The following is a 24,351-nucleotide window of genomic DNA, read 5'->3' as shown; positions in this document are numbered from 1 at the left end:
TGAGTTCCATCCTTTCACAGGGATGGAAGTTGGCAAGGGCAAAGATGGCGAGGGCCGATCTGAACCACAGCTCAGAAAGCGAAGTCGTCCGTCATCCCACCATGCGCAGCTTGTTCATCGGCACGCAGTGGGAATCGGCAACGCTGTGTCCCGTGTAATTCGCCGTCGGTTCGCCAGGCGGATGCAATCAGTGATGCGTTTCGTTCTCGCCGGAAATGTTCAGCGCCTCAATCACATGGCGCAGCTTCTCGGGATTGCGGGTGATGTAGATCTCGGTGATCTTTCCATCCTCAATAGCGAATGCTGTGGTCTGGAAAATGTCATCACGCTCATAGCTGACATAGCCCGGCAAGCCGTTGATACGCATCGGGCGGAACAGATCGCGCGAGGGTCGTCTGGCGAGCTTGCGCGAGAGACCCTGATACGCACGAAGCACGCGCTCTAGCCCGAGAATCGGATTGATGAAGGCGAGAACCTTGCCGCCGCCGTCGGAGCGCACCACCACGTTCTGGGCGAGGATCGCGCGCAGGGCGTTGGTGTCGCCGCTGCGCGAGGCGATGAAGAAGGCTTCGGCGATCCGGCTGCCTTCGTCGCGGGCCACAGTGTAGCGCGGCCGCGATTCCTGCACGTGCTTGCGCGCCCGCGCAGCGAGCTGGCGCACGGCGGCGGGTTCGCGCTCGACCGTGATGGCGACTTCATCCAGCGGGACGCCGAACACGTCGTGCAGCAGGAAGGCGGCGCGCTCCAGCGGCGACAGCCGCTCCAGCGCCAGCATCAGCGTCAATGTGAGATCGTCTTCATCCACGGTGTCTGGCTCCTCGATCATCGGTTCAGGGAGCCACGAGCCGACATAGGTTTCGCGGCGCGAGCGCGCGGACTTCATGACATCGAGGCAGAGCCGCGTGACAATGCGGGAGAGAAAGGCTGGCGGTGCATCGACCGTGGCGAGGTCGATCTGCTGCCAGCGCAGCCACGCGTCCTGTACAACGTCTTCGGCCTCGGCCATCGAGCCGAGCATGCGATAGGCGAGACGCACCAGCCGGGGCCGGTGCGTCTCGAAGATCGTTGTGCTGGCCTCAGGCCGCGACACGGCTGCCTTCCTTCGGGTGTGCGAGGCGGAAGGCGATGGCGAGCCGGTTCCATGCATTGATCGCGCCGATCAGCATGGTGAGATTGACCTGTTCGGCGTCGCTGAATTCGGCCTTCACGAGTTCATAATCCTTGTCCGGTGCGCCGGTGGCCGCAACCATCGTCAGGCTTTCGGTCCAGGCAAGCGCAGCCTGTTCGCGCGGCGTGTACAACGTGGATTCACGCCAGGCATTGAGCATGTAGAGCCGCATTTCAGTTTCGCCAGCCTTGCGCGCGTCGGTCGAATGCATGTGGATGCAGTAGGCGCAGCCGTTGATTTGCGAGGCACGCATCTTCACCAGTTCGATCAGGCTGTGCTCGAGGCCGCTGGCCTTGATGGCGGCTTCGAGCGCCGTCATTGCCTTGTAGGCATCGGGGGCCAGCTTGAACGGCAATTCCTTCAGTCGTGCGGTCATGGAAGTCTCCTGTGGGATGGATATGAGATTAGCTGTTGGCGTTATTTGGTGTAAGGCAGAACGAGGTTTGTCTCGCTGGTATCGACGACAAACACCGCGAGCAGGCTTGCCGGCTCGGTATTGCTTGCATTTGCGCTGACAGCGTGACGGTCGCCCGGCATCTCGGCGAAGTTCTCGCCCGCGCGATAGGTCTTTTCCGGTCCGTCGTTCACCTTGCTGCGGATCGCTCCCTTCAGCACGGTGGCGTAAATGAAGGCGGAGGACGGATGGGTGTGGGCGGCTGACGAGCCGCCGGGCTGGTACTCGACCAGCACGCCTTTCATGCTCTTGCCTTTCACATTCGGAAGCACGTGATCGAAAACCACCGTGATCTTGGTGTCTTTGCCGGCGTCATGGGCCGACGCTCCGCTGACGAGCAACAGCCCGAACGCTGCGGAGCAGAGAAGTGACTTGAACATTTTGTCTCCTGTTGGGGTTGGTATTTCGGTTACGCAGCGGCGGTCTGGTCGCGGCGCAGCCATTCGTCGAATGTGATCTTGCCGAGACGCGCGCCGGCATCCGGCGTCAGCGAGCGGTCATCGACCGCGATTCCGAAATAGCGTGCGGCGGGATCGGTGATGACTTCTTTCCGGTCGTTCTTCGCGGCGAGGTACGTCCGGATCAGCTGATCCATCGGAAAGGACTCCGGACCCGCGACCTCGATCATTCCCTTGCCGGGAGAGAGCGCTGCGTCGACGACCGCGGCGGCGACATCGTCGGCCGCCATCGGCTGGATGCGCGCGGGCGGAACGTGGAGGGTCTCTCCCTTCGTTGCGGACTGTGCGATGCCGCCGACAAATTCGAAGAACTGCGTGGCGCGCACGATGGTGTAGGGAACGCCCGAATTTTCGATGGCGCGCTCCTGCGCCAGCTTGGCGCCGAAGTATCCAAACTCGGTCAGGCGCTCGGTGCCGACCACCGACAGCGCGACATGAAGCTTCACGCCCGCAGCCTTTTCCGCTGCGAAGATGTTGCGTCCTGCCGCCTCAAAAAAGGCCATCGCCGCATCGGTTTCGAACGAGGGAGAGTTCGCCACGTCGACAACGACATCCGCACCCGCGAATGCGTCCTTCAGCCCCTCGCCGGTGACGGTATTCACGCCGGTCGAGGGCGATGCTGCCAGAACGTCATGGCCGCGCTGTCGCAACTGGCTAACCACTCGCGATCCGATCAGGCCGGAACCTCCGATAACGACAATCTTCATGATGGCCTCCTGTTTGCCGCGATAAGCGGCGGTTGATGACGGAACTGCATGAAAATCCTCGGGTTCCGGCGGGTTTGTCGCCGTGGCCGTCAGGTTCTTTCTGCACCTTCGCCATCAAGACGAGGCAGCAGGGGCCGGATGTGACATCGCCCGAAAGATTTTTCTGGAAGGGCGGAAACGAGCGTAATTTGAACAGCTTCGGTCCGATGGCCTGATAGGAGGCAAATACGTCATTTTGGCCGGCCCCTCTGGCGCGTAGGTCTGGTCCGGCCTTTTTGATGATGGAGCGAGCCATGAAAGACCTGCTGACCAACATCCTCGACGCCCATGGCGGCATCGACCGCTGGAATTCATTCCGGAGGGTCGAGGCGACCATCGTGTCCGGTGGTGAACTGTGGGGCATGAAGGGTCTGGTGCAGGACCCCAACCCGCGCCGCATGACGGTCTCGCTGCACGAGGAGTTCGCGTCGGTCATGCCGTTTGGCGCCGCCGACCAGCGCACCAGCTTCACGCCGGATCGCATCGCCATCGAAAAGCTCGACGGAACGGTGGTGGCCGAGCGCCGCGATCCGCGGGCGCTGTTCGACGGACACGAGAAGCTGACGCCGTGGGGACCGCTGCATCGCGCCTATTTCAACGGCTACGCGCTGTGGACTTATCTGACCACGCCGTTTCACCTTGTGATGAAGGGCGTCGAGGTCTCCGAGCTGGAGCCATGGCGCGAAGGCAGCGAGACATGGCGCGTGGTCCGTGCGCGTTTCCCGAAATCGATCGCGACCCACAGCGACATCCAGGACTTCTTCTTCGGCGAGGATTTCCTGCTGCGGCGGCACGATTACAATGTCGATGTCGCGGGCGGCTTCGACGCGGCCCAGCATGTGTTCAATTACATCGAGGCGGACGGGATCAAGCTGCCGTCAAACCGGCTGGCTTATACGCGCGGACCCGACCGTCGGGCCGCGCTCGATCCGCTGATGGTCTCCATCGATATCAGCGACGTGCATTTCAGCTAAGGGCGCGACCCGCTTAGTCCATCTGGCTGAGGCGCATCATTTCAAAACCCTGGCCGTCCAGCAGCACAAGTTTTCGCTGCACCTGATCGACGCGCCATGCGCGGACTTTTTCCAGGGTGGCGTGGAATTTCGATTCCTGCTTCATGACGGCGGGCGAACATGCCATCCGCGTGCTCGCCATCGGCAGGAACTTGATCGTTGTTGCGTCGAACTTTGCCGAGCCTGCGTAGCGGTTGCAGCCGCCCATGCCTGTGACCATGCCGTCGTCGCGAATTTCCAGCGTGGTTTGCAGCCGGTCGATCACGCCGCCCCCATCGATGTCTTCGGCCAGCCACTTGCCCGTCGGCGCCGCGGGACCGGCAGCGGCCAATCCGGTCAGCAGAACCGTGAGAGCTGCGAGAGCAGTGAAGCGTGTAGACATCGTGATCCCGATCATTGGCAGTTCTCACCCAGGAACGAGTACCCTGCGCAGCTTTCTCAGTATCCGCTGCCACAACGGCTTCGCCCGGATGTCCGTACTATAGGAGCTCCACCACAGATCTTCATCAGCGGGCCGCGCCGATCCCGGATTTTCCCGGTCCAGATTCACGGCGGCTTGATCGAACTTGTTCCATTCCTCGCGGAATTCTTCCGGCGACCAGAAGTACTGGTGTCCCCATCGATTGGAAACATCCTTGCTGCCCAGCCGCGCGCCCTGAACCTGCTCGCGTGTGGCGGTGCGGTCGAACCCCAGCCGCTTGTAGTGCCACAGAACCAGTTCATCGCGCGCAGGCAATGTCAGGCGCCCCGCCGGGCGAGCATAATGGCGGCCCATTCCGAAATTCGTCTCATTCAGGGCATCGGGATTGAAGATGCTCAGTTTGCTGAACAGCGCCGAGGGCTGGCCGCGATTGATCCGGTCGATCAGCCGTCCTTCATCGTTCGGCATCTCGGCGGCGATCATGTCGAATCCGAAAGCCGGGATAAACGTCACCCCGCTTTGCTGCTGCGCGGCGAGGTAGGAACGCATCGGCGTTCCGGGCACCCAGAGATGTTCATCGATGGCGGTGATGATGACCCAGTCGGCCTGTCCGCGGCTTTCCTTCCAGACTTCGTTTTGCATCGCCGAATGGGAGGCCACGAACGACTCCGGATCCGTGCGCGTGAACGAGCGCACCTCGACCTTCGGATGCGCGCGCAGAATGTCCAGCGAGCCGTCGGTCGAGCCGTCGTCGTAAACGACGTAACGATCCACCCACGGATCGTAGTGCCGGAAGAAAAAGCCGAGCATGTCGGCTTCGTCCCAGCACACGGTGTAGAGGTGAACGGTTGGACGCGGCATGCGCTGGTCAGTTTCCGGTTTGCTGCGGCATGGGCCGTGCGGGATTTCCGGCGACCACAGCGCCGGCAGCAACATCGCGCGTGACCACCGCACCCGCGCCGACCACGGCATTTTCACCGATAACGATTTTCGGCAGAACGACTGCGCCCGCGCCGATCAGCACGCCGGATGCGAGGGTCACGTTTCCGCCAATGACGGCGCCGGGTCCGATCGACACAAACGTACCGGCCTCCAGATCATGGCCGATGACGGCGCCGCGGTTGAGAAAGCCGAACGCTTCGACACGCACGCGGCTTCCCACGACGCATCCCGCATTGACGTAGCTTCCATCTCCCAATTCCAGGGCGCGCGGCAGGATCGCGGTCGGGTCGATCAGCGTGAAGGGTGTCTTCAATCCCAGCCTCGCGGCTTCTTCAAATGCGGTTCTCCGGTTGCCGGGAGAGAAGAGCGGCACGAGATAGGGGAGAGAAAGCAGTTCGGCGGAAACCTTGTCGGCATCGGTGACGGGTATGCCGTTTGACAGTTGGGAAGGTGCCGGCCGGTTGCTGATGCCGGTCGCAATTATCGTACCGGCACGATGAAGGCTTTCCTCGACGTCCGCGACGACGGGGGACCCAGTGCCGAAAAGGACGATACGCGTCACGTGCGAATGAACTCCAGGATGGATTCTGCAATATAGGGCAGTGAACCCGCTGTCGTCTCGGGCTGCACCGGAAGGCTCAGCAACGATCCGGCAAGATGTTCCGCCACGGGAAATGACTCAGTGATTTTGGACGAAAATGCCTCGTGCCTGTGCAGGCAGGGAGAGTAATGGATATTCGTCTGGATGCCGGCGCGCGTGAGATGGAGCCGAAGGCCATCCCGGTTTTCATGGCCGACGGCAAACTGATGATAAATGCAGCCTTCATTCTGTGGCGGCAGTTCCAGATCCGATGCCCCTAACAGCTCGCGGTAGCGCCCGGCGATGGCGCGGCGCTCGCTGTTTCCCTCGTCGAGATGGGGCAGCAGCGCAGAGAGTATCGCGGCCTGCATGTCGTCGAGACGCGAGTTGAAGCCGACGGAGCGGGCGGTGCGGTCTTCACCGAGATCGTAGTTGCGCATGCGCCTGATCCGCTGGGCCAGACTTGCGTCGCTGGTCAGAACCGCGCCGCCATCGCCGATCCCGCCGAGGTTTTTGGTTGGATAATAAGAGAATGCGGCGGCATGACCGAAGGTGCCCACGCGCCGCGATCCGATGGACGCGCCGTGGGCCTGCGCGCAATCCTCGACAACGGCGAGCTTGTGGCGTTCGGCGATGGTCATGAGTGCCTGCATGTCACATGGCATGCCGAACAGATGCACCGGAACGATGGCTGCAGTGCGCGGCGTGATGGCAGATTCAACTGCGGCCGGGTCGATGCAGCGCGTGCGGCTGTCCACATCCGCAAAGCGCGGTGTTGCTCCGCATTGCAGAATCGCCTGCGCCGTCGCCGGTGCCGTCAGCGCTGTGGTGATGACCTCGTCGCCGCTGCCGATCCCCAGCGCGCGCAGGCTGAGCGCGAGCGCGTCCGTTCCGGAATTGACGCCGACGCAGTGCGCCGCTCCGATATAGGCGGCGAAGCTTGCCTCGAAGTTCGCGACTGCCGATCCGAGGATATAGCTTTGACTTTCGATGACGGAGGCAATCGCCGCATCGACGGCGCTTCGATAACGCGCGATCCGTGATGCTGGAGCAGCCTGAGGTATCATTCCGGCTCGACGATCTTGTCAGGTTGCGGCCCATCGAACTGGGCGCTGGCATTGTATTCGATCGGAGACAGAATGAGCACCACTGTTTGCGGCTCGAAGCGGCGCAGGCGAAGCCATACGCCGGCGCGGATCCAGAGCGCCTTGCCGGATGGGTCCAGCCGGTGCTCTGCCGTGTCGTGACCGTTATCGAGTTCGACGTGAACCGCGCCGCTCGACACCGCGATCACCTGATCGGCGGGATTCGAATGCTCGGCGCGCACGGTGTCCGCCGGACATTCGGTGAGCGTGAAGATCCGCTTGGCGACGAACGGCAGGCTTGAGGGATACTCAAGGAGCGACAGCCGCCCGCGAGCATCGGTGTGCTCGGTCATGGAAATCAGATACGCGCCTTTGATGAGGGTGGTCCGTTGCATGGCGCGATCGATCCGGGAGTTTGATTCAGGGGGCGGGAGGGTCGAGGAGTTTCCGCGCATCTCTAGCGAATAAAACCGTGGGGCAGTCAAATTTGCAGGGCCGCCCGGTTTCAATCGTGGGCAGATGGTGGTAGGAAACTCAGCACGAAATCGCTCTGCCCACAAATTTCGGCCCACCCGAACCCTGCCCACCGGTCTGATGAAAAACGACCAGCTCCTGGCCCAGATCTCCGAATACTGCCGTCAGGCGGGGATGGCGGAATCGACGTTCGGCCGCCGCGCGGTAAACGACGGCAAGCTGGTGCACCGGCTGCGCGAGGGCAAGCGCATTACGGTCGATACTTTGGAGCGGATTAAAGCTTTTCTTGGGGACGGCGTTCCGGTGGTGAGCGTGCCGGAACCTCCGATCGAGAAGCGCGATCCCACCGGCAACTTCCGTTTTTTCGAAAACCGGCAGAAGTACCTGCTGTTCGTCCACACCTGCTCCGAAAAGCGGGTGATCGCCGACCGGGTGGCGCTGGAGTTGGGGAGTATCCATCCACGGCCGCCCGCCTTGCGTGTTTTCGACGCAGGCGTGGGCGACGGGACGGTCCTGGCGCGGGTGATGCGCTCCATGCACAGCCGGTTCCCGAACATGCCGTTCTATATCGCCGGCAAGGAAATCAGCCTCGAGGACGTGCGGCTGACCCTGAACAAGGTGCCGGACCGCCTGTTCGAGCACCCGGCCACCGTTTTCGTCCTGACCAACATGAACTACGCCGAAGCGCCATGGCTGGCGCCGAAATCGCCGACGGCGGCGGCGGCGATGATCTGGCGCGAGGTTGCCTTGCGCGGATCATCCTCTGGCGAGTTCGAGACGCAAATCGCCGATTTGCAGCCGTTTCTGGAAGAAAACTGGCGCGCCGCCGTCAGTTCGCGTTCCGGCATGCCGGTCTATGAGCGGCCGATCGCGCTGGTGATCTATCGTGAGGACCACCGGTTCCTGCTCGACGCCATGATTCCGCGGGCAGGGCGGGTCGAAGCCAATTTCGATCTGGTGATCGCCTCGCAGCCTTATCGCGCCAGATCGTCGCTGAACTTCCGCGCCAAGAAGATTGTGGCGCCACTGGCGCGCGCGCTGCGCGCAGGTGGCCGCCTGATCGGGATTCACTCCTACGGTCACGATCCCGGAATGGAGATCGTGCAGTCGGTGTGGCCCGGAGAAAATCCTTTCGCCGTCAGCCGCCATGAGTTGCTGCGTGCGGTGAAATACGAACTGGGATCGGCCGGGCGCGATCTCAACTTTAACGCTTATGCGGATAACCGCTCCATTTTCCGGTACGATATGGAGGCGTTGCCCAACGAAGTGACAGGGCCGATCGGGACTTCGACGGCCTTTGCAGCATGGAACGCGGCGGTGTATGTCGCTCAGGTCGAAGACGACCGCCTGGACGAAGTCACGCAAAGCGGACGTTATCTCGACGCCACCAGAGAGGTTCTGCGCAAGCACAACGGGCTCTGGTTCTACGATGAATCCTACGTCATCTCACGGCGTCGCGATTGATAAGAATTTGTTGAAAATCCAAACGGGCCGATCGCGGCCCATCTGAAAGGGATTGTTGATGCGCGCGTCTTATCTGTTCACCAGTGAATCGGTTTCCGAAGGTCATCCGGACAAGGTCTGCGACCGCATCTCGGACGAAATCGTCGATCTGTTTTTCCGTGAGGGCCCCAAGGCCGGCATCGATCCGTGGGCGATCCGCGCCGCATGTGAAACGCTCGCCACCACCAACAAGGTCGTGATCGCCGGCGAGACGCGCGGCCCGGCCACCGTCACCAACGAGCAGATTGAGGCGACCGTGCGCGCCGCGATCAAGGACATCGGTTACGAGCAGGAAGGCTTCCACTGGAAGACCTGCGATATCGAAATCCTGCTGCATCCGCAGTCGGCCGACATCGCGCAGGGCGTCGACGCACTTCAGCCCGGCACCAACAAGGAAGAGGGCGCGGGCGACCAGGGCATCATGTTCGGTTACGCCACCAACGAGACGCCTGAACTGATGCCGGCGCCGATCCACTACGCGCACAAGATCCTGCGCCTGATCTCGGAAGCCCGTCACTCGGGCGTCGAGAAGGTGCTGGGTCCGGACTCCAAGAGCCAGGTCACCGTGCAGTACGAAAACGGCAAGCCGGTCGGCGTGCGCGAAATCGTCGTGTCGCATCAGCATCTCGTCGAGGACATGACCTCGAACCAGGTGCGCGAGCGCGTCGAGCCGTATGTCCGCAAGGCGCTGCCGGAAGGCTGGATCAACGGCAAGACCATCTGGCACATCAACCCGACCGGCAAGTTCTATATCGGCGGTCCCGATGGTGACGCGGGCCTCACCGGGCGCAAGATCATTGTCGACACCTACGGCGGTGCGGCTCCGCATGGCGGCGGCGCTTTCTCCGGCAAGGACTCCACCAAGGTCGACCGCTCGGCGGCTTATGCCGCGCGCTATGTCGCCAAGAACGTTGTCGCAGCCGGTCTCGCCGACAAGTGCACGCTGCAGCTCGCCTACGCCATCGGCGTTGCGCGTCCGCTGTCGATCTACATCGACACCCACGGCACCGGTAAGGTCTCCGACGACAAGATCGAGAAGGCTGTTGCCGAGTCGATGGACCTCACCCCGCGTGGTATCCGCAAGCACCTCGATCTCAACAAGCCGATCTACGCACGCACGTCCGCTTACGGCCACTTCGGCCGCACGCCGGACGCCGACGGCGGCTTCTCGTGGGAAAAGACCGATCTCGCCGATGCGCTGAAGCGCGCGGTGTGATGCCAATTATTTCCCTCCCCCTTGTGGGGAGGGTCGGCCGAGCGAAGCGGAGGCCGGGGTGGGGGTGTCGTGAATGGCATTCTGAATGTTCCCCCACCCGACGCATTGCTCGCTTCGCTCTCAATGCGCCACCCTCCCCACAAGGGGGAGGGAGTAGAGCCGCAACTCAAAGGATAGAACCAACATGACCACCGCTACCGCGAAAGCCCCCGCAGGCTTCACCGATTACATCGTCGCCGACATCGGCCTCGCCGATTTCGGCCGCAAGGAGCTGTCGCTCGCCGAGACCGAAATGCCCGGCCTGATGGCCACGCGTGAAGAGTACGGCCCCAAGCAGCCGCTGAAGGGCGCGCGCATCGCCGGCTCCCTGCACATGACCATTCAGACCGGCGTGCTGATCGAAACCCTTAAAGCATTGGGCGCCGACATCCGCTGGGTCTCCTGCAACATCTATTCGACGCAGGACCACGCCGCAGCCGCCATCGCTGCCGCCGGCATTCCGGTGTTCGCGGTCAAGGGCGAGACGCTGAAGGACTACTGGGACTACACCGCCAAGCTGTTCGACTGGCACGGCGGCGGTCACCCGAACATGATCCTCGATGACGGCGGCGACGCCACCATGTACGTCCATCTCGGCCTGCGCGCCGAGAACGGCGATGCCGCGTTCCTCGACAAGCCGGGCTCCGAGGAAGAGGAAGTGTTCTTCGCGCTGCTCAAGAAGCAGCTCAAGGAGAAGCCGAAGGGCTACTTCAAGGCGATCGCCGACAGCATCAAGGGCGTTTCGGAAGAAACCACCACGGGCGTGCATCGCCTGTACGACATGCAGAAGGCCGGCACGCTGCTGTGGCCCGCCATCAACGTCAACGACTCGGTCACCAAGTCGAAGTTCGACAACCTCTATGGCTGCCGTGAATCGCTGGTGGACGGCATCCGCCGCGGCACCGACGTCATGATGTCCGGCAAGGTCGCGATGGTCGCGGGCTTCGGCGACGTCGGCAAGGGCTCGGCGGCGTCGCTGCGCCAGGCCGGCTGCCGCGTGATGGTGTCCGAGATCGATCCGATCTGCGCATTGCAGGCGGCGATGGAAGGCTATCAGGTCACGACGATGGAAGACGCCGCGCCGCAGGCCGACATCTTCGTCACCGCGACCGGCAACAAGGACATCATCACCCTTGAGCACATGCGCGCCATGAAGGATCGCGCCATCGTCTGCAACATCGGCCACTTCGACAACGAGATCCAGATTGCCTCGCTGAAGAACCTGAAGTGGACCAACATCAAGCCGCAGGTCGATGAAATCGCGTTCCCGGACGGTCACCGCATCATCATGCTGTCGGAAGGCCGCCTCGTGAACCTCGGCAACGCGATGGGCCATCCGTCCTTCGTGATGTCGGCGTCGTTCACCAACCAGACGCTGGCGCAGATCGAACTGTTCGCCAACAACAAGGACGGCAAGTACAAGAAGGAAGTCTATGTGCTGCCGAAGTCGCTCGACGAGAAGGTTGCGCGGCTCCACCTTGCCAAGATCGGCGTCAAGCTCACCGAGCTGCGCAAGGATCAGGCCGACTACATCGGCGTGAAGCAGGAAGGCCCGTACAAGAGCGATCACTACCGCTACTGAGAACCACCCGTCATTCCGGACGGTCTGCGAAGCAGGCCGATCCGGAATCTCGATGGGTTGGAAAAGAACGTCTGGATTCCGGATTCGCTTGCGATGCGCGCGCCCCGGAATGATGGAAACAGAAAAGCCCCGGATTGTTCCGGGGCTTTTTTGCTATTTGCTGCCGGGCGCTGCGGGCGCCGTAATGGTCACGCTGGGCCCGGAGCTTTTGCCCTTCATTCCGCCCTGCAGGAAAAAGAAACCGATGCCGACAACAATTATGGCACCCACGATCACGCCCAATATTCCAATTCCACCACTTCCACCTTCAGCCATCTTGTCCTCCTCATAAAGAACGGCAACGGTCACGAAGCTGTTATGTTCCCGCCCGCACAATCCGGCATGCGCATATCGCACGGGGCGAATCCCGATAAGATGCGCAGGTTTCCGGTTCATTCGCTGATGCGAGGTTGCTCGTGACCGCCAGATCAAACGACTATCCGACGACAGTCTCGCTGCTTGGCGTGCCGATCGAAGTCGGCGCGTCGCAGAAGGGCGCGCTGATGGGCCCGGCGGCGCTGCGCACGGCGGGCATCGCACAGCTTTTGGAGAGTCTGGATTTCAAGGTCGAGGATCACGGCGACATCGCGCCGCGCGAACTCTCGTTCAGCGATGAAGCGCCACCGCCGAACGCGAAGCACTACCGCGAGATCAAGGCCTGGATCGGCGAGACCAGCAAGCGCGCTTACGCCATGGCGAAGTCCGGCGCGATTCCGATATTCCTCGGCGGCGATCATTCGCTGTCGATGGGTTCGGTGAACGGCGTCGCGCGGCACTGGCACGCGCAGAAGCGCGAGCTGTTCGTGCTCTGGCTCGATGCCCACGCCGATTACAACACGCCCGCGACCACGATCACCGGCAACATGCACGGCATGTCCGGCGCGTTCCTGTGCGGCGAGCCGGGGCTGGATGGCCTGCTGCCGCAGAGCGAGCGATCCTCAATCGCGCCGCGCCAGCTTGGCCTGTTCGGCCTGCGCTCGGTGGACAAGAAGGAAAAGGAATTGCTCGGGCAGCGCGATGTCTGGATCGCCGACATGCGCCGGATCGACGAATTCGGCGTCAGCGTCTTGATGCGCGAATTCATCGAGCGGGTGAGGGCGCGCAGCGGCGTCCTCCATGTCAGTCTGGATGTGGATTTCCTCGATCCGGTGTCGGCCCCCGGCGTCGGCACCACCGTCTCGGGCGGGGCGACCTATCGCGAGGCGCATCTCGTCATGGAGATGCTGCAGGATTCAGGGCTGGTGCGCTCGCTCGATCTGGTCGAGCTCAATCCGTTTCTGGACAACCGCGGCCTCACCGCGCGCACGGTGGTCGAGCTCGTCGGCTCGCTGTTCGGCCAGCAGATTCATGACCGCCCGACGCCGAGCAATGCGGTGGTGTAGGGGACGGTTCTTCCACATTCGAATAACAATTCATGAGCGGAGCGAGAATGCTTTGTAAAATTTGCGAACGAGTTTCCTCATTTTGTTTCCCGATTCTTGCAGCGTGAAGAGCGGTTGAAGAGAAGGTTCAGAGAGGAGACGATCACAGATATTATGATGGCTAGCTTGATTAGCGTTGGTCAGCCAATGGTTTTCGTAGAGTTTCCAGATGAAAGCGTTACTGGCGCTGACATGGAATGGAATTTTGTAAACCCCCATACTCCGTCTTTCTTTCGCATACTTGTTCAAGCAAAAAGAGCTTTTGGAGAGGGGAAATCATGGAAAAGGCATTCTTATCGTGAACTCTTCCATGTTTCTGGCTCGCGGTTACAAGCTGAAACTCTTTGCGATAGCGCGCGGAATGGGAATGCAACTTATCCGCTGTATGTTTTCTATCATCCGGGTCACACATGCGAACTTGCAGCCAAAGCGGGCTTCTCTTCTGTATCAGGGGTCAACCTTGCCGATGGGTTTGTCATAGAAAAACTTGTTAAGACGAACAAAAAGCGAAGTGGAAATAATTCGTTAGGAAAAATTCAGCCGCATCTATTTCCATTGTCGAGTTTGTTTTGCCCTGAAAATCTCGTGTTACTCGACCCAATGGCATATTTCAGTTCGAGTGTTGTCGTTTTGAATCGTAACGGGATAGGCGTTCCGATACCGCCGAGTCCGGACGTAATTCGGGATAGGTTGATACAAATTCGACGCCAAAGTAGCTCTTCCGAGCTTATTCTGGGAGAGCTTGATATCCCCGAAATCTCCGAGGTGATACCTCGTGAAATTATGGATTTGATCGAAGCCCGCGGTGATCGAAGGAAGCTGGAAAAACTAAATCGGTGGCGAGTTACTTTTGTTTCGCCAATGGTGCCGGACTCCGTGCGAGGGACATATCCTCAGTCACAACGACGGTGACAAATCAAAGCGATCGATCACCGGGGAGAGCACGAAGCAAGCGGCCGTTTGAATCGGTGGATCGAAGTTCAGAGGCGCATAATGCGTCAATACTCGCAATCGTCATCACCGGGCTTGACCCGGTGATCAACGCCTTACTTGCGATGGGGTGAGTGTAGACGTGGATGGCCGGGTCAAGTCCGGCCATGACGATCTGTGGGCGATGCGCGATCGCGCAACACTTGCGATGTCGTCCCCGCGAAAGCGGGGACCCATAGCTACCGAACACTGTCTGCGTGGTCTGAGGTGCGAGCATTTGCGAGCCTCGAAGGACGACGGCAACAGGCAGCCGCGCGTCCTTCGAGGCTCGCGCGCTATGCGCGGCTCGCACCTCAGGATGACGCGACATCGCTACGTTAGCGATCAATGGGTCCCAGCTGGAGCCTTGTCATTCGGGCCGGCGAAGCCGGACCCGTCGGCGGGGACGACGCGGAGAGATCGCGTCGCCGCGTTATGGATGCGCCTGATCTCCTTCGCGAGGACGGCCCTCCTCGCGGCGTCGCGCAGGCTCGCGAGAGAGGCGCAGTGACAGCTCGGCGTGGTTGCCTCGCTGCTTGGTTGAAGTGAATCTTCTGGGAGAGCTTTAAGGCTAACTCCGCACGTTAAGCTGGAAATGCCGCGGCACCCGTGGGTTATTTTCAGCGCCCAAGCCTCTGGCATTGCTCGCTTAAACGCCTGCGCCGCCGCGCGAACACAATTGAGTTGTTGCTTTAAGGCCGGCAACTGCTACAAGCCTCGCATTCGACCTGCGGCACAGCTTTTGTTAAAGCGCCCTTTGGACCTTTTCGGTCCCCTTCGGCTCCTTACCCTAAGACATCGCTAGATTGGATTATGCTCCGCGCGACGTCGTGCGGAACTGCGCATGTACGCGCCTCTAAGGATTGTTTGTTATGACGACTGGTACTGTGAAGTGGTTCAACGGCCAAAAGGGCTTTGGTTTCATTCAGCCGAACGATGGCGGCACCGATGTGTTCGTTCACATCAGCGCTGTCGAGCGTGCTGGCCTGACCGGCCTCGCCGAAGGACAGAAGGTTTCGTACGAAGCCAAGGTTGACAAGATGCGCGGCAAGACCAGCGCAGAAAACCTGCAGATTCTGTAAGGCCGATCGCGGCAGCCGGACACCGGTTGTCGCGCAAGCCTGAACAAGAAAAAGAGCCAGGCGCTGCATCCACGGATGTACTGGTTGCAGCAGCCAGCTTTTCGCTCGTTTCACGGATGTAATGAAACGGACGTCACGAGTGGAGCGGATTTGACATTCGCTCCATTTTTGCGACTGCTTCCCAAAGCGAATGTCAAATCCAAAGCTCCACTAGAAATATATCTGCCGGTGGGCCTTTGATTCCAACATTCGCAAGGAAGCCCGCCGCAATATGGTGCGAATGTTAGAATCGGCCCACGAGGCCCCGTCAGAAATGATGGGGCTTTTTGCTGTCTGGGCGCGGAGGAAGGTCAGAAATATTCTGCGTCGTCACCGGTCAAGCGATCACGAATAATTCCAGGCACGGGGAAACCATAGCCGGAACCCTGGTCCGTCCATCGCAGGCTTCCGGACGTGTGGGCATCGCTTGCGTACAATTCCGATCCAACCGACTGGAACGCATGCAAAAGCGCCTGCGCGGAATCATACCCGAAGATTTCGCTCGTTCTGAGCCGGTCTGGCCACTGAATTTCCCAGCGACAACCCCAAGCGTTGTCATCCTTTGACGGCAGGAAAATACGAACAGCGACCGGCACATCTTTGCCGGATTGGTTCAATGTCAGTGTTCTTTCGGCGACAATCATGGGACGTCCTCAGAAGTTAAGCGGCGGAAGAGGATAACCGGAAATACATGCAGCCCGCCTGGCCATCGCCTGCCGCCAGCAGAGAACCTCTTTCAATCCGCTCATTTAACGACCGCGTTGCATTCGTTGATCTTGATGTAGGATAAAAATCCTACTGACAAGATCGACGTACAGATAACCGGTCATGGCGGCTTGCATTTCCAATTCACCTGCGCGCAAATCCCGGTCAGGGAGACCGAAATGCTCGACAAGACCAATATCAAGACAGAACACTTCGATGTGCTGATCGTCGGCGCGGGCCTCTCGGGCATCGGCGCGGGCTATCACCTGCAGCAGAATTGCCCCGGCAAGAGCTACGCGATCCTCGAGGGCCGCGAGGCCATCGGCGGCACCTGGGATCTGTTTCGTTATCCCGGCATCCGCTCCGACAGCGACATGTATACGCTCGGCTATTCGTTCAAGCCGTGGACCCAGCCCAAGGCCATCGCCGACGGCCCGCACATTCTGGATTATGTGCGCGAGACCGCGCGCGAGAACGGCATCGACGGAAAGATCCGTTTCAGCCATCAGGTCAAGAGCGCGTCGTGGTCCTCGGCGGACTCGCGCTGGACGGTGGAGGCGGAGCGGGGCGAGGCGCGCGAGATCGTGCGCTTTACCTGCGGCTTCTTGTTTATGTGCAGCGGCTACTACTCTTACGAGGGCGGCTACTCGCCGGAATTCCCCGGCGCGGACCAGTTCAAGGGCCGCATCGTGCATCCGCAGAAGTGGACCAGCGACATCGACTACGCGGGCAAGCGCGTGGTGGTGATCGGCTCGGGCGCCACCGCCGTGACGCTGGTGCCGGAAATGGCCAAGACCGCTACCCACGTCACCATGCTGCAGCGCTCGCCGACCTATGTGGTGGCGCGGCCCGCCGAGGACGCGCTCGCCAACAAGCTGCGCGCGAAGCTGCCGGCGAAGCTCGCCTATCATGCGATCCGCTGGCGCAATGTGCTGTGGGGCATGTATTTCTTCCAGCTCTGCCGCCGCAAGCCGGAGCGCGCCAAGCAACTCATCCTCGGCGGCGTGCGCCATGCGCTCGGGCCGGATTACGACATCGGCACCCATTTCACGCCGCGCTACAATCCCTGGCAGCAGCGGCTGTGCCTCGTGCCGGACGGCGACCTGTTCAAGTCGATCAAGGAGGGCCGTTCCTCGGTGGTGACCAGCACCATCGACACCTTCACGCCGAACGGCATTCGTCTGTCGGATGGCAGCGAACTCGAAGCCGACCTGATCGTCACCGCGACGGGACTCAATCTTCAGGTGTTAGGGGGCATGCAGGTCAGCGTCGATGGCCGTGCGGTCGATTTCGCGCAGACCCTGAACTACAAAGGCATGATGTATTCCGACGTGCCGAACCTGGCCTCGTCGTTCGGCTACACCAACGCCTCGTGGACGCTGAAGTGCGATCTCACCTGCGAGTATGTCTGCCGCCTGATCAATTACATGGACAAGAACGGCTACAAGCAGTGCACGCCGCGCAACACCGATCCCGAAGTGCAGCGCGAGAACTGGCTCGATTTCACCTCGGGCTATGTGCAGCGCGCGGTGGCGAAGATGCCCAAGCAGGGCTCGAAGCGGCCGTGGAAGCTTTATCAGAACTACGCGCTCGACATCGTCTCGCTGCGTCTCGGCAAGGTCGATGACGGCGTGATGGTGTATGAGTGAGCGCGCCGCGATTCTGCCGAAGGAAGCTCCGATGAAATCCCTCCCGTTCGCGCTCGGCCTGCTGCTGGCCGCATCGCCGCTGTATGCTGACACGCAGTCTGCAACGAGCAAGGTCGTGGTGAAGCCGGTGATGTCCACGACCGTGACATCGAGCGGCCAGCCGATCGTGCTGCCGCAGAAGGACGCGCAGGTCATCGTCTCGACCTACGAGATTCCGCCGGGCGCGGTGCTGCCGAAGCACAAGCATCCGTTTCCGCGCTACGGTTATGTGCAGGCGGGGACCATCGAGGTCACCAACCTCGACACCGGCAAGACCGAGATCTTCAAGACCGGCGACTTCATTGTGGAGGCCGTCGGCCAGTGGCATTTCGGCGCCAACAAGGGCACGGAGCCGGTGAAGCTGCTGGTCATCGATATGGTCGAGAAGGGCGCGGCCAACGTGGTGTTGCAGAAGTAGGGATTTGATTAAATTTGGCGGGCCGGTTGCAACCGGTTCGACTTGGGGTCGACTTGGGGTAGTTTCAAGCAAGTTCATTTCAAGCGGGGCGAACCATGCGCTGGTTAAACACAGCTGTGATTGTTGTTCTTGTCGCGGGAACCCTGATCTTTGCATTTCAGAATCTTCAGAGCGTCACGGTGTCCTTCCTCGGCATCAGGTTCAGTGCGCCGATGGCGGTGCATGCCCTGATTATCTATGTCGTCGGCATGGTGACGGGCGGCAGCGCATGGGGGCTGGTGCGCTGGGCCCTGCGCGGGCAAAAAACGCCGTAGCGCAATCAGCGCGCGAGGGCTGTCACATGTGACGGCGGATAAACGCGCCGGCTTGCGCCAGCGCGCGGCGGCCGGGTTCGAGATGCGCGTTCCACAGCGGCCAGGCGTGGATCATCTCCGGCCAGACTTCCAGCGTCACGTCGACATCGGCCGCGCCCAGCGCCGCCGCAAGGCGCACCGCATCGTCGAGCAGCGTTTCGTGCGAGCCGACCTGAACCAGCGCCGGCGGGAAACCCCGTAAATCCGCGAACAGCGGCGAGATACGCGGATCGTTGCGCGCAATCCCCGCAGGTACGAAGGCGTCGGCGAGTTCGCCGAGATAGCCCTTGTGGATGATCGGATCGACCGCATCCTTGGTCGCGAGCGAGTTGCCCGACATGGTGAGGTCGGTCCAGGGCGAGGTGAGCCATGCACAGGCCGGGTGTTCGCCCTGTTGGCGCAGCGTGTTGATCAGGACGCCAGTCAGATTGCCGCCTGCGCTGTCGCCGCCGATGGCGATCTGCGACGGCAGATAGGCCTGCCTGCGCAGGTATCGCCACGCGGTCATCGCGTCGTCCAGCGCTGCGGGAAACGGATGCTCCGGCGCAAGACGATAGCCGACCGCCAGCGTCCGGATTTTCGCCGCGCGTCCCGCTTCGGTGACCATGCGGCGATGGCTTTTGATCGAACCGGAGCAGTAGCCGCCGCCGTGGAAGAACATCAGCACGCGTGAGGCATCGCTGCCGGGCGCCAGCGACCATTCGCCGGGCACGCCGCCGAGATCGACGCTTGTCAGTGTGATGTCGTCGGCCACCGGCCACACCGAACCGATCTCGTCCAGCCGCTCGCGGCGTGCGGCCCAGCCGACCGGCCGGGCCTTCGCCGTCAGCAGCGCGCGGATGGCATCGATTTCGGAGGAGAGCATGGTGCTGGCTCCGGTTAGAAAACCTTGCCGCTCCTGCGGCTGCTGCGTCATGCCTTGGCGAAGATCGGCGTCAGCTCACTGTCCATCTTCTTCCAGAGTTTTTCGAACCCGGCCCAGTTGCCATGCATTTCGTCGTTCCAGAGGCTGTCGTCCGGGCCCGCAACGTAATCGTCCGTTCCGATCGTGTTGCGGAAATCGATCAAATGAATCTTCCCGTTCGACGCATCCGCGATCTGCTTCAGCCCGCCGTAAAACAGGTCGATCATCTGGTTGAGGATTTGCCTCATCAGCCCTTCGCCTTCGATCTTGTGAAATTTTTTGAGCTGGTAGCCGATGTACTGGCCGTTCAGTTTCGGATTTGGATAGTCGTAGGTATGCAGGATAACTGGCCTGCCACCGGCCACCACCTTGCTGGTCGCTTCGCGGTAACGGTGGATGGCCGCGCCTAATACGTCGTCGAATCCCGGTCTCTCGATGTCCCCTTTGTGCCTGATGTACTCGTCTCCGGGACGGTTCGGGTCGAAATCATAAACGCAGTCTTTCAGGTTGCCGATGAGGTCGTTACCTCCCGCGCTGATCATCACGTATTGGAAGAGCTTCGGGGTCGCCTCATTCAGTGTGTGAAAGAGGCCCATCAATGTTCCGTCCGGATATCTTTTCGGGAGGCCCACATTGCTGTCCTGATCGAGGATGTCGCTCCAGGTGTCTCCGGCCCTTGCCAGACTCAGAACCGCGTATTTGTCTCCGGCGCGGTCGATCAGGTCCGGGATGTTGGGCCATGGATACTCGAACCAGGAATCTCCTTCCGCCAGGATGATCGGACCCTTGTAGGGCGAGTTCAGTTTGTTGAGAAACCGCGTCCTCTTTGCAGGACGCTTGCGATCCCTGAGTTCGGTGACGTTGACCCGGTCGAAGGACGTCAGGTCTCTGGCGTCGAGCGGTGCGCCTTTGCGCACGAAGATGAAATTCCCGAACTGATCGATTCGTATGTCTATGAGATTCGAAAGCGCCTCATCTTTTGCGGCGGCGCTCAGTGTCTCGTCACCGATAATTTTGCGAACGCGATCTTCGAGTGTCTGGTCGGTCATGCGTGCCCCGTTAAATAACTAAAAAATGCCCGCATGGTTGAGCGGGCGGCTGAAAACGCGGGCAGTCTAGCCGGGATGAAACGAAGCGCAATCGGGACCGCTCGGAATCCCGTATGTCGTCTGGTTGTCCAGGCCCCGGAACGCCGAAACATTTCGTGATGGGGATACGTATCCCCGCCCTCCAAACCTCTCTTATGTTCGGCGTGTCCCGCCCCGTTGATGAGGGGCGTTTCGCGATCGTCACGATACGCGGGGCGGGATGCGGTGGCGCGGCAGCGTCAGGCGCGAACGAGGATGACAGGGCGCGTTCCTTGTACAAAGGGCGTGTGAGTCATCCGAGCCAGCGCTGACGAACCACGCTGTGCGCGGGAGTTTAACGTGGCGACACGTTATACGTCCGCGCGTCCGCGCCGGCCCAAGTCGTGTGGTCCTGCGAAATCCGGTCTGCTCTTTTCACCTCCGACCGGAGGAGAAAAGTACCGCGGAGACGACGGCGTCAGCCTGCGGGCGTTGCCGGGGAGAGCACGAAACAAGCCGGAGCCCCACCGCGTGCGGAACGCCGGATGCAACCGGCGTGACCGTGGCGACTAGGCTCGTGTGCTTTTCACTTTTGCACACGGGGCTGCGGATGCGCTCGCGCATCCGGCGTTCCGCGCGCCCTCATTTTGAGGGAGGAACGAACGAGAGCTTCGGGCGCCCCCGCGCCGTCATAACAACAGGGGCGATGGCGCGTGTTTGCGTGAGGTTTCGCGCGATGTGTCGGGCGAATGCGAAATTTTAGAGGCATTGCCTTCTGCGCGCGAAAAATACATTCTCCCGGCCCCGTTCCCGCAAAGCAAAAAGAAGCCATGACAGCCTCATCTCGCGACCGCCTAGAACAAGCCCTTGCCAGAATCGCCGATCCCGCCGGGGAAGGCGCGCGCTCCTGCCTGAGCGTCTATGCGGACGACGCGCGCAAGGCGGCTGATGCTGCCGACGCACGTATCAAATCCGGCGGTTCGCGCGGCCCGCTCGACGGCGCGGTCATCACCATCAAGGATCTGTTCGACGTCAAGGGCGAGGTCACCCGCGCCGGATCGAAAGTGCTTCCGGCGCGCAGCAAGCCCGCGGCGGCGGATGCTGCCATTGTCACGCGGCTGCGCGAGGCGGGCGCGGTCATCGCCGCGAAAACCAACATGACCGAGTTCGCCTATTCCGGCCTCGGCGCCAATCCGCATTACGGTACACCGGGCAATCCGGCGGACCGCAAGCGCGTGCCAGGCGGTTCGTCCTCCGGTGCGGCGGTGGCTATCGGTGACGATATCGGCGAAATCGCCATCGGCACCGATACCGGCGGCTCGACCCGCATCCCGGCGGCGTTCTGCGGCGTCACCGGCTTCAAGCCGACCGTGAAGCGCGTGCCGCGCACCGGCGCATTTCCGCTGTCGTTCACGCTGGATTCGATCGGGCCGATCGCGCGCAGCGTCGCCGATTGCGCCAATGCCGACGCCATTCTGGCCGGTGAGGCCCCATCGCCGCTGTCGCCGCCTGCACTGGGCGATGTGCGTGTCGGCCTGGTGCAGGGTTATCCCATCGAGGGCCTCGACGAGACCGTCGGCAAGGCCTATCCGCTGGCGCTGGCGAAGCTCGGCTCCCACTGGAAGGCCGCCGACATCACTCTCGATGCATTGAGCATCATGCACACCGCCAACGAACGCGGCGGTGTCGCCCCGCCGGAGGCCTATGCGATTCACCGCACGCTGCTGGCGGAAGCGGGCGAGGGCGTCGATCCGAACGTGCGGGCGCGCCTGCTGCGCTCGGAGAAGATCAGCGCGGCGGATTACATTCTCGCCCTGCGCGACCGCGAGCGCGGCATCGCGCAGATGGATGCGGTGTTCGACAAAGTCGATGTGCTGGTGATGCCGACGGTGCAGATCGTCGCGCCCACCATGGACGAAGTATCCACCATGGAGAGCTTCAACAAGCGCAACGTTCAGGCGCTGATGAACACCGCGATCTGGAATTTCTTCGACACCTGCGCGATCTCGCTGCCGATCCGGCTCGGCAACACGCTGCCGGTCGGCCTGATGCTGATCGGCCGCCATGGCGGCGACCGCAGGCTGCTTGCCATTGCGGCGGCGGTCGAAAAGCAGCTCGGGGCGTGACCGGATGACGGAAACGGCCAGCACGCAGGCAAAACCGGCGATCGCCTCGCTCACCGGCATCCGTGCGCTGGCCGCGTTTCTCGTGCTGTTCCTGCACGCGGACCAGAACATTCCTATCGGCCTCTCGCATATCGGCGCGGTGTCGCGGGGTTATCTCGGCGTCGACCTGTTTTTCCTGCTGTCGGGTTTCATTCTGACCTATGTCTATTTCGACAGCATGGAGCGGCTCACGGGGCGCAAGTTTGCGATCTTCATGTGGCATCGTTTCATCCGGCTGTATCCGGTGCACATCGCGGTGCTGGCAGCGCTGGTGATCATCGTGTTAAGCGCCGGGCGGCTCGGTTTGAATCTCCGGTCGCCGGAAGCCTTCACGTTTGGCGCGCTGCCGTGGCAGCTCTTGCTGGTGCACGCCTGGGGCGTGACCGATCAGATGAGCTGGAATGTGCCGTCATGGTCGATCAGCGCCGAGTGGTTCGCTTATCTCTGTTTCCCGCTGGTTGCTTATGGCCTCGGCCGAGTCCGGGATCCGCGGATGTTGCTGGTGATTGCGGTTGCAAGTCTCGGCGCTGCGGCGCTGATCTTCTCGCTGGCCGGGTGGGGACTCTCCGGCGCATGGATCGCGCCGTCGGCACTGGTGCGGATTGCCGGATCGTTCGTCTGCGGCGCGGCTCTGTGCCGTTATGCGGTGTTGCGCCGTAAGCTTGAAAGCAGGTCTGCTCTTAACGACGCGGCTGCAATGATGGCGCTCGCTGCGTTTCTGGTCCTGCCGTCATTCGGCGTGCCGGATTTCGCGCTGATCGCACTGCTTGCGGTGTTCATCGCGGCGCTTGCGATGTCGAGCGGCGTCACCACGCGGCTGTTCTCACTGGCGCCGATGGTCTGGCTCGGCGAGATTTCATACTCGCTCTATATGGTTCACTTCCCGGTGCTGCGGGCGCTCGGCATCGTCTTCAAGCCGGAGCGGCTCGCGGCCATGGGGCCGATGACTGCCATCGCGGTTTATGCTTTCGCGATCTGTGTCTGTGTGGCCGCTGCGGCAGTGCTGTATTATCTGGTCGAGCGGCCGCTTCGCGTCAGGCTTCGCAATGTCATCGGCGAAATGCCGCGCGGCGCTGCGACGGCGTCTGCCATCGCAGCAAAATCAGCGTAGGGAGATTCAGCCGATCGCGACTTTCAGCGTGCCGATGCCGTCGATGCCGCATTCGATCTTGTCGCCGGGCTGGAGCGCTGCGACGCCGGCGGGGGTGCCGGTCAGGATGATGTCGCCCGCGCCGAGCGAGACCTGCAGCGAGAGCTTGCCGATGATCTCCGCGACGTTCCAGATCATCTCGGAAAGATCGCCCTTCTGCTTCTCGGTGCCGTTGACCGAGAGCCAGATCTTGCCCTTCACGGGATGGCCGATCTCGGCGGCGGGACGCAGCGCGCCGCAGGGCGCGGAGAAATCGAACGACTTGCCGATCTCCCAGGGCTGCTCCTTCTTGCGCGACGCCATCTGCAGGTCACGGCGGGTCAGGTCGATGCCGACGCCATAGCCATAGACGTGATCGAGCGCCTTGGTCGGATCGATGTTGGCGCCGCCGCTCTTCAGCGCAACGACCAGCTCGACCTCGTGCTGGAAATCCTTCGTCAGCGACGGGTAGGGGATCGTGGCGCCGTCACGCGTCACCATGTCGGCGTGCTTGGCGAAAAAGAATGGCGGCTGGCGCTCGTCATTGCCCATCTCGCGGATGTGCTCGAGATAGTTGCGGCCCACGCACCAGATGCGGCGCACCGGGAAGGATTTCGATTCACCGGCGACAGGAATGGACGGTTGCGTGAGTGCGGGAATGACGAAGCTGGCGCTCATGGGGATTCCGGTG

Annotated in this window: 25 protein-coding genes and 1 pseudogene; 13 read left to right on the top strand and 13 right to left on the bottom strand. The window is 61.5% G+C overall.

Annotated elements, in window-relative coordinates; translation table 11 throughout:
• Window positions 1-187: 187 nt before the first annotated feature.
• From AC1Q67_RS04245 to AC1Q67_RS04230, 4 genes are read right to left on the bottom strand one after another with little or no spacing between them, the layout of a single operon-like run.
• Window positions 188-1,090 (bottom strand): sigma-70 family RNA polymerase sigma factor, encoded by a 903-nt coding sequence (locus tag AC1Q67_RS04245; protein ID WP_492235077.1) that lies wholly within the window; start codon window positions 1,088-1,090, stop codon window positions 188-190.
• On the bottom strand, window positions 1,077-1,544 hold the full coding sequence (locus AC1Q67_RS04240; protein ID WP_024574708.1) for a carboxymuconolactone decarboxylase family protein: 468 nt from the start codon (window positions 1,542-1,544) through the stop codon (window positions 1,077-1,079). Before AC1Q67_RS04240 ends, AC1Q67_RS04245 begins: the two co-directional genes overlap by 14 nt.
• A 41-nt stretch (window positions 1,545-1,585) precedes the next feature.
• A complete protein-coding gene (locus AC1Q67_RS04235; RefSeq protein ID WP_492235078.1) occupies window positions 1,586-2,002 on the bottom strand; it encodes a cupin domain-containing protein in 417 nt (138 codons plus the stop codon).
• 29 nt (window positions 2,003-2,031) lie between these two features.
• Complete coding sequence (locus AC1Q67_RS04230; protein WP_492235079.1) at window positions 2,032-2,787, bottom strand: SDR family oxidoreductase; 756 nt, start codon at window positions 2,785-2,787, stop codon at window positions 2,032-2,034.
• Between the two features lie 293 nt (window positions 2,788-3,080).
• On the opposite strand from AC1Q67_RS04230, the gene AC1Q67_RS04225 reads away from it, so the two are divergent.
• Window positions 3,081-3,800 (top strand): hypothetical protein, encoded by a 720-nt coding sequence (locus AC1Q67_RS04225; protein ID WP_492235080.1) that lies wholly within the window; start codon window positions 3,081-3,083, stop codon window positions 3,798-3,800.
• Between the two features lie 13 nt (window positions 3,801-3,813).
• Here the strand turns inward: AC1Q67_RS04225 and AC1Q67_RS04220 are convergent, their stop codons facing one another.
• Genes AC1Q67_RS04220 through AC1Q67_RS04200 form a run of 5 tightly spaced genes read right to left on the bottom strand, consistent with a single transcriptional unit; the run spans window position 3,814 to window position 7,262 of the window.
• A complete protein-coding gene (locus tag AC1Q67_RS04220; protein WP_492235081.1) occupies window positions 3,814-4,221 on the bottom strand; it encodes an META domain-containing protein in 408 nt (135 codons plus the stop codon).
• A 24-nt stretch (window positions 4,222-4,245) separates the two neighbouring features.
• Window positions 4,246-5,121: a glycosyltransferase family 2 protein gene (locus AC1Q67_RS04215; protein ID WP_492235082.1), complete on the bottom strand. Its 876-nt coding sequence runs from the start codon at window positions 5,119-5,121 to the stop codon at window positions 4,246-4,248.
• Between the two features lie 7 nt (window positions 5,122-5,128).
• The gene (locus AC1Q67_RS04210; protein WP_492235083.1) at window positions 5,129-5,764 is read right to left on the bottom strand and encodes an LbetaH domain-containing protein; all 636 of its coding nucleotides are present in this window, start codon (window positions 5,762-5,764) and stop codon (window positions 5,129-5,131) included.
• Window positions 5,761-6,849 (bottom strand): DegT/DnrJ/EryC1/StrS family aminotransferase, encoded by a 1,089-nt coding sequence (locus tag AC1Q67_RS04205; RefSeq protein ID WP_492235084.1) that lies wholly within the window; start codon window positions 6,847-6,849, stop codon window positions 5,761-5,763. The genes AC1Q67_RS04210 and AC1Q67_RS04205 overlap by 4 nt, the downstream gene beginning before the upstream one ends.
• Window positions 6,846-7,262, bottom strand: a complete 417-nt coding sequence (locus tag AC1Q67_RS04200) for a sugar 3,4-ketoisomerase (protein WP_024574716.1) — start codon at window positions 7,260-7,262, stop codon at window positions 6,846-6,848. Before AC1Q67_RS04200 ends, AC1Q67_RS04205 begins: the two co-directional genes overlap by 4 nt.
• Window positions 7,263-7,461: 199 nt before the next feature.
• Here AC1Q67_RS04200 and AC1Q67_RS04195 point away from each other — a divergent pair, with 199 nt between their 5' ends.
• The 7 genes and pseudogenes from AC1Q67_RS04195 (at window position 7,462) to AC1Q67_RS04165 (ending at window position 15,192) form a co-directional block, all read left to right on the top strand.
• Window positions 7,462-8,805, top strand: a complete 1,344-nt coding sequence (locus AC1Q67_RS04195) for a hypothetical protein (protein ID WP_492235086.1) — start codon at window positions 7,462-7,464, stop codon at window positions 8,803-8,805.
• 58 nt (window positions 8,806-8,863) lie between these two features.
• Window positions 8,864-10,060: a methionine adenosyltransferase gene (gene metK / locus AC1Q67_RS04190; RefSeq protein WP_024574718.1), complete on the top strand. Its 1,197-nt coding sequence runs from the start codon at window positions 8,864-8,866 to the stop codon at window positions 10,058-10,060.
• Window positions 10,061-10,244: 184 nt separating this feature from the next.
• Window positions 10,245-11,681 carry an adenosylhomocysteinase gene (ahcY, locus tag AC1Q67_RS04185; RefSeq protein WP_492235087.1) on the top strand — a complete coding sequence of 479 codons (1,437 nt, stop codon included), beginning with the start codon at window positions 10,245-10,247 and terminating at the stop codon, window positions 11,679-11,681.
• Between the two features lie 57 nt (window positions 11,682-11,738).
• Entirely contained in the window at window positions 11,739-12,140 is a 402-nt protein-coding gene (locus AC1Q67_RS04180) for a hypothetical protein (RefSeq protein ID WP_492235088.1), read from the top strand.
• Window positions 12,137-13,102 (top strand): arginase, encoded by a 966-nt coding sequence (gene rocF / locus AC1Q67_RS04175; RefSeq protein WP_492235089.1) that lies wholly within the window; start codon window positions 12,137-12,139, stop codon window positions 13,100-13,102. Before AC1Q67_RS04180 ends, rocF begins: the two co-directional genes overlap by 4 nt.
• 69 nt (window positions 13,103-13,171) lie before the next feature.
• Window positions 13,172-14,053 (top strand): annotated as a pseudogene (locus tag AC1Q67_RS04170) (DUF6615 family protein); the annotation flags it as partial.
• Window positions 14,054-14,982: 929 nt separating this feature from the next.
• Complete coding sequence (locus AC1Q67_RS04165; RefSeq protein ID WP_006021548.1) at window positions 14,983-15,192, top strand: cold-shock protein; 210 nt, start codon at window positions 14,983-14,985, stop codon at window positions 15,190-15,192.
• Window positions 15,193-15,542: 350 nt separating this feature from the next.
• Here the strand turns inward: AC1Q67_RS04165 and AC1Q67_RS04160 are convergent, their stop codons facing one another.
• Window positions 15,543-15,875, bottom strand: coding sequence for a DUF6968 family protein (locus AC1Q67_RS04160; protein ID WP_024574723.1), 333 nt, complete (start codon window positions 15,873-15,875; stop codon window positions 15,543-15,545).
• A gap of 240 nt (window positions 15,876-16,115) precedes the next feature.
• Between AC1Q67_RS04160 and AC1Q67_RS04155 the strand changes: the two genes are divergently transcribed.
• The 3 genes from AC1Q67_RS04155 to AC1Q67_RS04145 all read left to right on the top strand — a co-directional run bounded on the left by AC1Q67_RS04155 (window position 16,116) and on the right by AC1Q67_RS04145 (window position 18,356).
• Complete coding sequence (locus AC1Q67_RS04155) at window positions 16,116-17,585, top strand: flavin-containing monooxygenase (protein WP_492235090.1); 1,470 nt, start codon at window positions 16,116-16,118, stop codon at window positions 17,583-17,585.
• Window positions 17,586-17,616: 31 nt separating this feature from the next.
• The gene (locus AC1Q67_RS04150) at window positions 17,617-18,042 is read left to right on the top strand and encodes a cupin domain-containing protein (RefSeq protein ID WP_492235091.1); all 426 of its coding nucleotides are present in this window, start codon (window positions 17,617-17,619) and stop codon (window positions 18,040-18,042) included.
• A gap of 95 nt (window positions 18,043-18,137) precedes the next feature.
• Window positions 18,138-18,356 (top strand): LapA family protein, encoded by a 219-nt coding sequence (locus AC1Q67_RS04145; RefSeq protein ID WP_024574726.1) that lies wholly within the window; start codon window positions 18,138-18,140, stop codon window positions 18,354-18,356.
• A 22-nt stretch (window positions 18,357-18,378) separates the two neighbouring features.
• Here the strand turns inward: AC1Q67_RS04145 and AC1Q67_RS04140 are convergent, their stop codons facing one another.
• The gene (locus AC1Q67_RS04140; protein ID WP_492235092.1) at window positions 18,379-19,260 is read right to left on the bottom strand and encodes an alpha/beta hydrolase; all 882 of its coding nucleotides are present in this window, start codon (window positions 19,258-19,260) and stop codon (window positions 18,379-18,381) included.
• A gap of 47 nt (window positions 19,261-19,307) precedes the next feature.
• A complete protein-coding gene (locus tag AC1Q67_RS04135) occupies window positions 19,308-20,348 on the bottom strand; it encodes a hypothetical protein (RefSeq protein WP_492235093.1) in 1,041 nt (346 codons plus the stop codon).
• Window positions 20,349-21,196: 848 nt separating this feature from the next.
• Here AC1Q67_RS04135 and AC1Q67_RS04130 point away from each other — a divergent pair.
• Both AC1Q67_RS04130 and AC1Q67_RS04125 read left to right on the top strand, forming a co-directional pair.
• Complete coding sequence (locus tag AC1Q67_RS04130; protein ID WP_492235094.1) at window positions 21,197-22,492, top strand: amidase; 1,296 nt, start codon at window positions 21,197-21,199, stop codon at window positions 22,490-22,492.
• A 4-nt stretch (window positions 22,493-22,496) separates the two neighbouring features.
• Window positions 22,497-23,642: an acyltransferase family protein gene (locus AC1Q67_RS04125; RefSeq protein ID WP_492235095.1), complete on the top strand. Its 1,146-nt coding sequence runs from the start codon at window positions 22,497-22,499 to the stop codon at window positions 23,640-23,642.
• A 6-nt stretch (window positions 23,643-23,648) separates the two neighbouring features.
• On the opposite strand, the gene AC1Q67_RS04120 is transcribed toward AC1Q67_RS04125, so the two are convergent.
• Window positions 23,649-24,338 carry a fumarylacetoacetate hydrolase family protein gene (locus AC1Q67_RS04120; RefSeq protein WP_492235096.1) on the bottom strand — a complete coding sequence of 230 codons (690 nt, stop codon included), beginning with the start codon at window positions 24,336-24,338 and terminating at the stop codon, window positions 23,649-23,651.
• Between the last annotated feature and the right edge of the window lie 13 nt (window positions 24,339-24,351).

The organism is Afipia sp. GW823-FHT06G09 (assembly GCF_058794875.1).
Note: the sequence above shows the minus strand (reverse complement) of the source record. Positions and strands in the feature narration are given on the sequence as shown.

Bases quoted from the DNA above. Each gene is read 5' to 3' on its own strand.
- ahcY (WP_492235087.1), top strand. From the start codon at position 10,245: ATGACCACCGCTACCGCGAAAGCCCCCGCAGGCTTCACCGATTACATC.
- AC1Q67_RS04135 (WP_492235093.1), bottom strand. From the start codon at position 20,348: ATGACCGACCAGACACTCGAAGATCGCGTTCGCAAAATTATCGGTGAC.
- AC1Q67_RS04125 (WP_492235095.1), top strand. From the start codon at position 22,497: ATGACGGAAACGGCCAGCACGCAGGCAAAACCGGCGATCGCCTCGCTC.
- metK (WP_024574718.1), top strand. From the start codon at position 8,864: ATGCGCGCGTCTTATCTGTTCACCAGTGAATCGGTTTCCGAAGGTCAT.
- AC1Q67_RS04240 (WP_024574708.1), bottom strand. From the start codon at position 1,544: ATGACCGCACGACTGAAGGAATTGCCGTTCAAGCTGGCCCCCGATGCC.
- AC1Q67_RS04145 (WP_024574726.1), top strand. From the start codon at position 18,138: ATGCGCTGGTTAAACACAGCTGTGATTGTTGTTCTTGTCGCGGGAACC.
- AC1Q67_RS04195 (WP_492235086.1), top strand. From the start codon at position 7,462: ATGAAAAACGACCAGCTCCTGGCCCAGATCTCCGAATACTGCCGTCAG.
- AC1Q67_RS04160 (WP_024574723.1), bottom strand. From the start codon at position 15,875: ATGATTGTCGCCGAAAGAACACTGACATTGAACCAATCCGGCAAAGAT.
- AC1Q67_RS04150 (WP_492235091.1), top strand. From the start codon at position 17,617: ATGAAATCCCTCCCGTTCGCGCTCGGCCTGCTGCTGGCCGCATCGCCG.
- AC1Q67_RS04165 (WP_006021548.1), top strand. From the start codon at position 14,983: ATGACGACTGGTACTGTGAAGTGGTTCAACGGCCAAAAGGGCTTTGGT.
- AC1Q67_RS04225 (WP_492235080.1), top strand. From the start codon at position 3,081: ATGAAAGACCTGCTGACCAACATCCTCGACGCCCATGGCGGCATCGAC.
- AC1Q67_RS04200 (WP_024574716.1), bottom strand. From the start codon at position 7,262: ATGCAACGGACCACCCTCATCAAAGGCGCGTATCTGATTTCCATGACC.
- AC1Q67_RS04120 (WP_492235096.1), bottom strand. From the start codon at position 24,338: ATGAGCGCCAGCTTCGTCATTCCCGCACTCACGCAACCGTCCATTCCT.
- AC1Q67_RS04215 (WP_492235082.1), bottom strand. From the start codon at position 5,121: ATGCCGCGTCCAACCGTTCACCTCTACACCGTGTGCTGGGACGAAGCC.
- AC1Q67_RS04140 (WP_492235092.1), bottom strand. From the start codon at position 19,260: ATGCTCTCCTCCGAAATCGATGCCATCCGCGCGCTGCTGACGGCGAAG.
- AC1Q67_RS04235 (WP_492235078.1), bottom strand. From the start codon at position 2,002: ATGTTCAAGTCACTTCTCTGCTCCGCAGCGTTCGGGCTGTTGCTCGTC.
- AC1Q67_RS04205 (WP_492235084.1), bottom strand. From the start codon at position 6,849: ATGATACCTCAGGCTGCTCCAGCATCACGGATCGCGCGTTATCGAAGC.
- AC1Q67_RS04230 (WP_492235079.1), bottom strand. From the start codon at position 2,787: ATGAAGATTGTCGTTATCGGAGGTTCCGGCCTGATCGGATCGCGAGTG.
- AC1Q67_RS04220 (WP_492235081.1), bottom strand. From the start codon at position 4,221: ATGTCTACACGCTTCACTGCTCTCGCAGCTCTCACGGTTCTGCTGACC.
- AC1Q67_RS04155 (WP_492235090.1), top strand. From the start codon at position 16,116: ATGCTCGACAAGACCAATATCAAGACAGAACACTTCGATGTGCTGATC.
- AC1Q67_RS04130 (WP_492235094.1), top strand. From the start codon at position 21,197: ATGACAGCCTCATCTCGCGACCGCCTAGAACAAGCCCTTGCCAGAATC.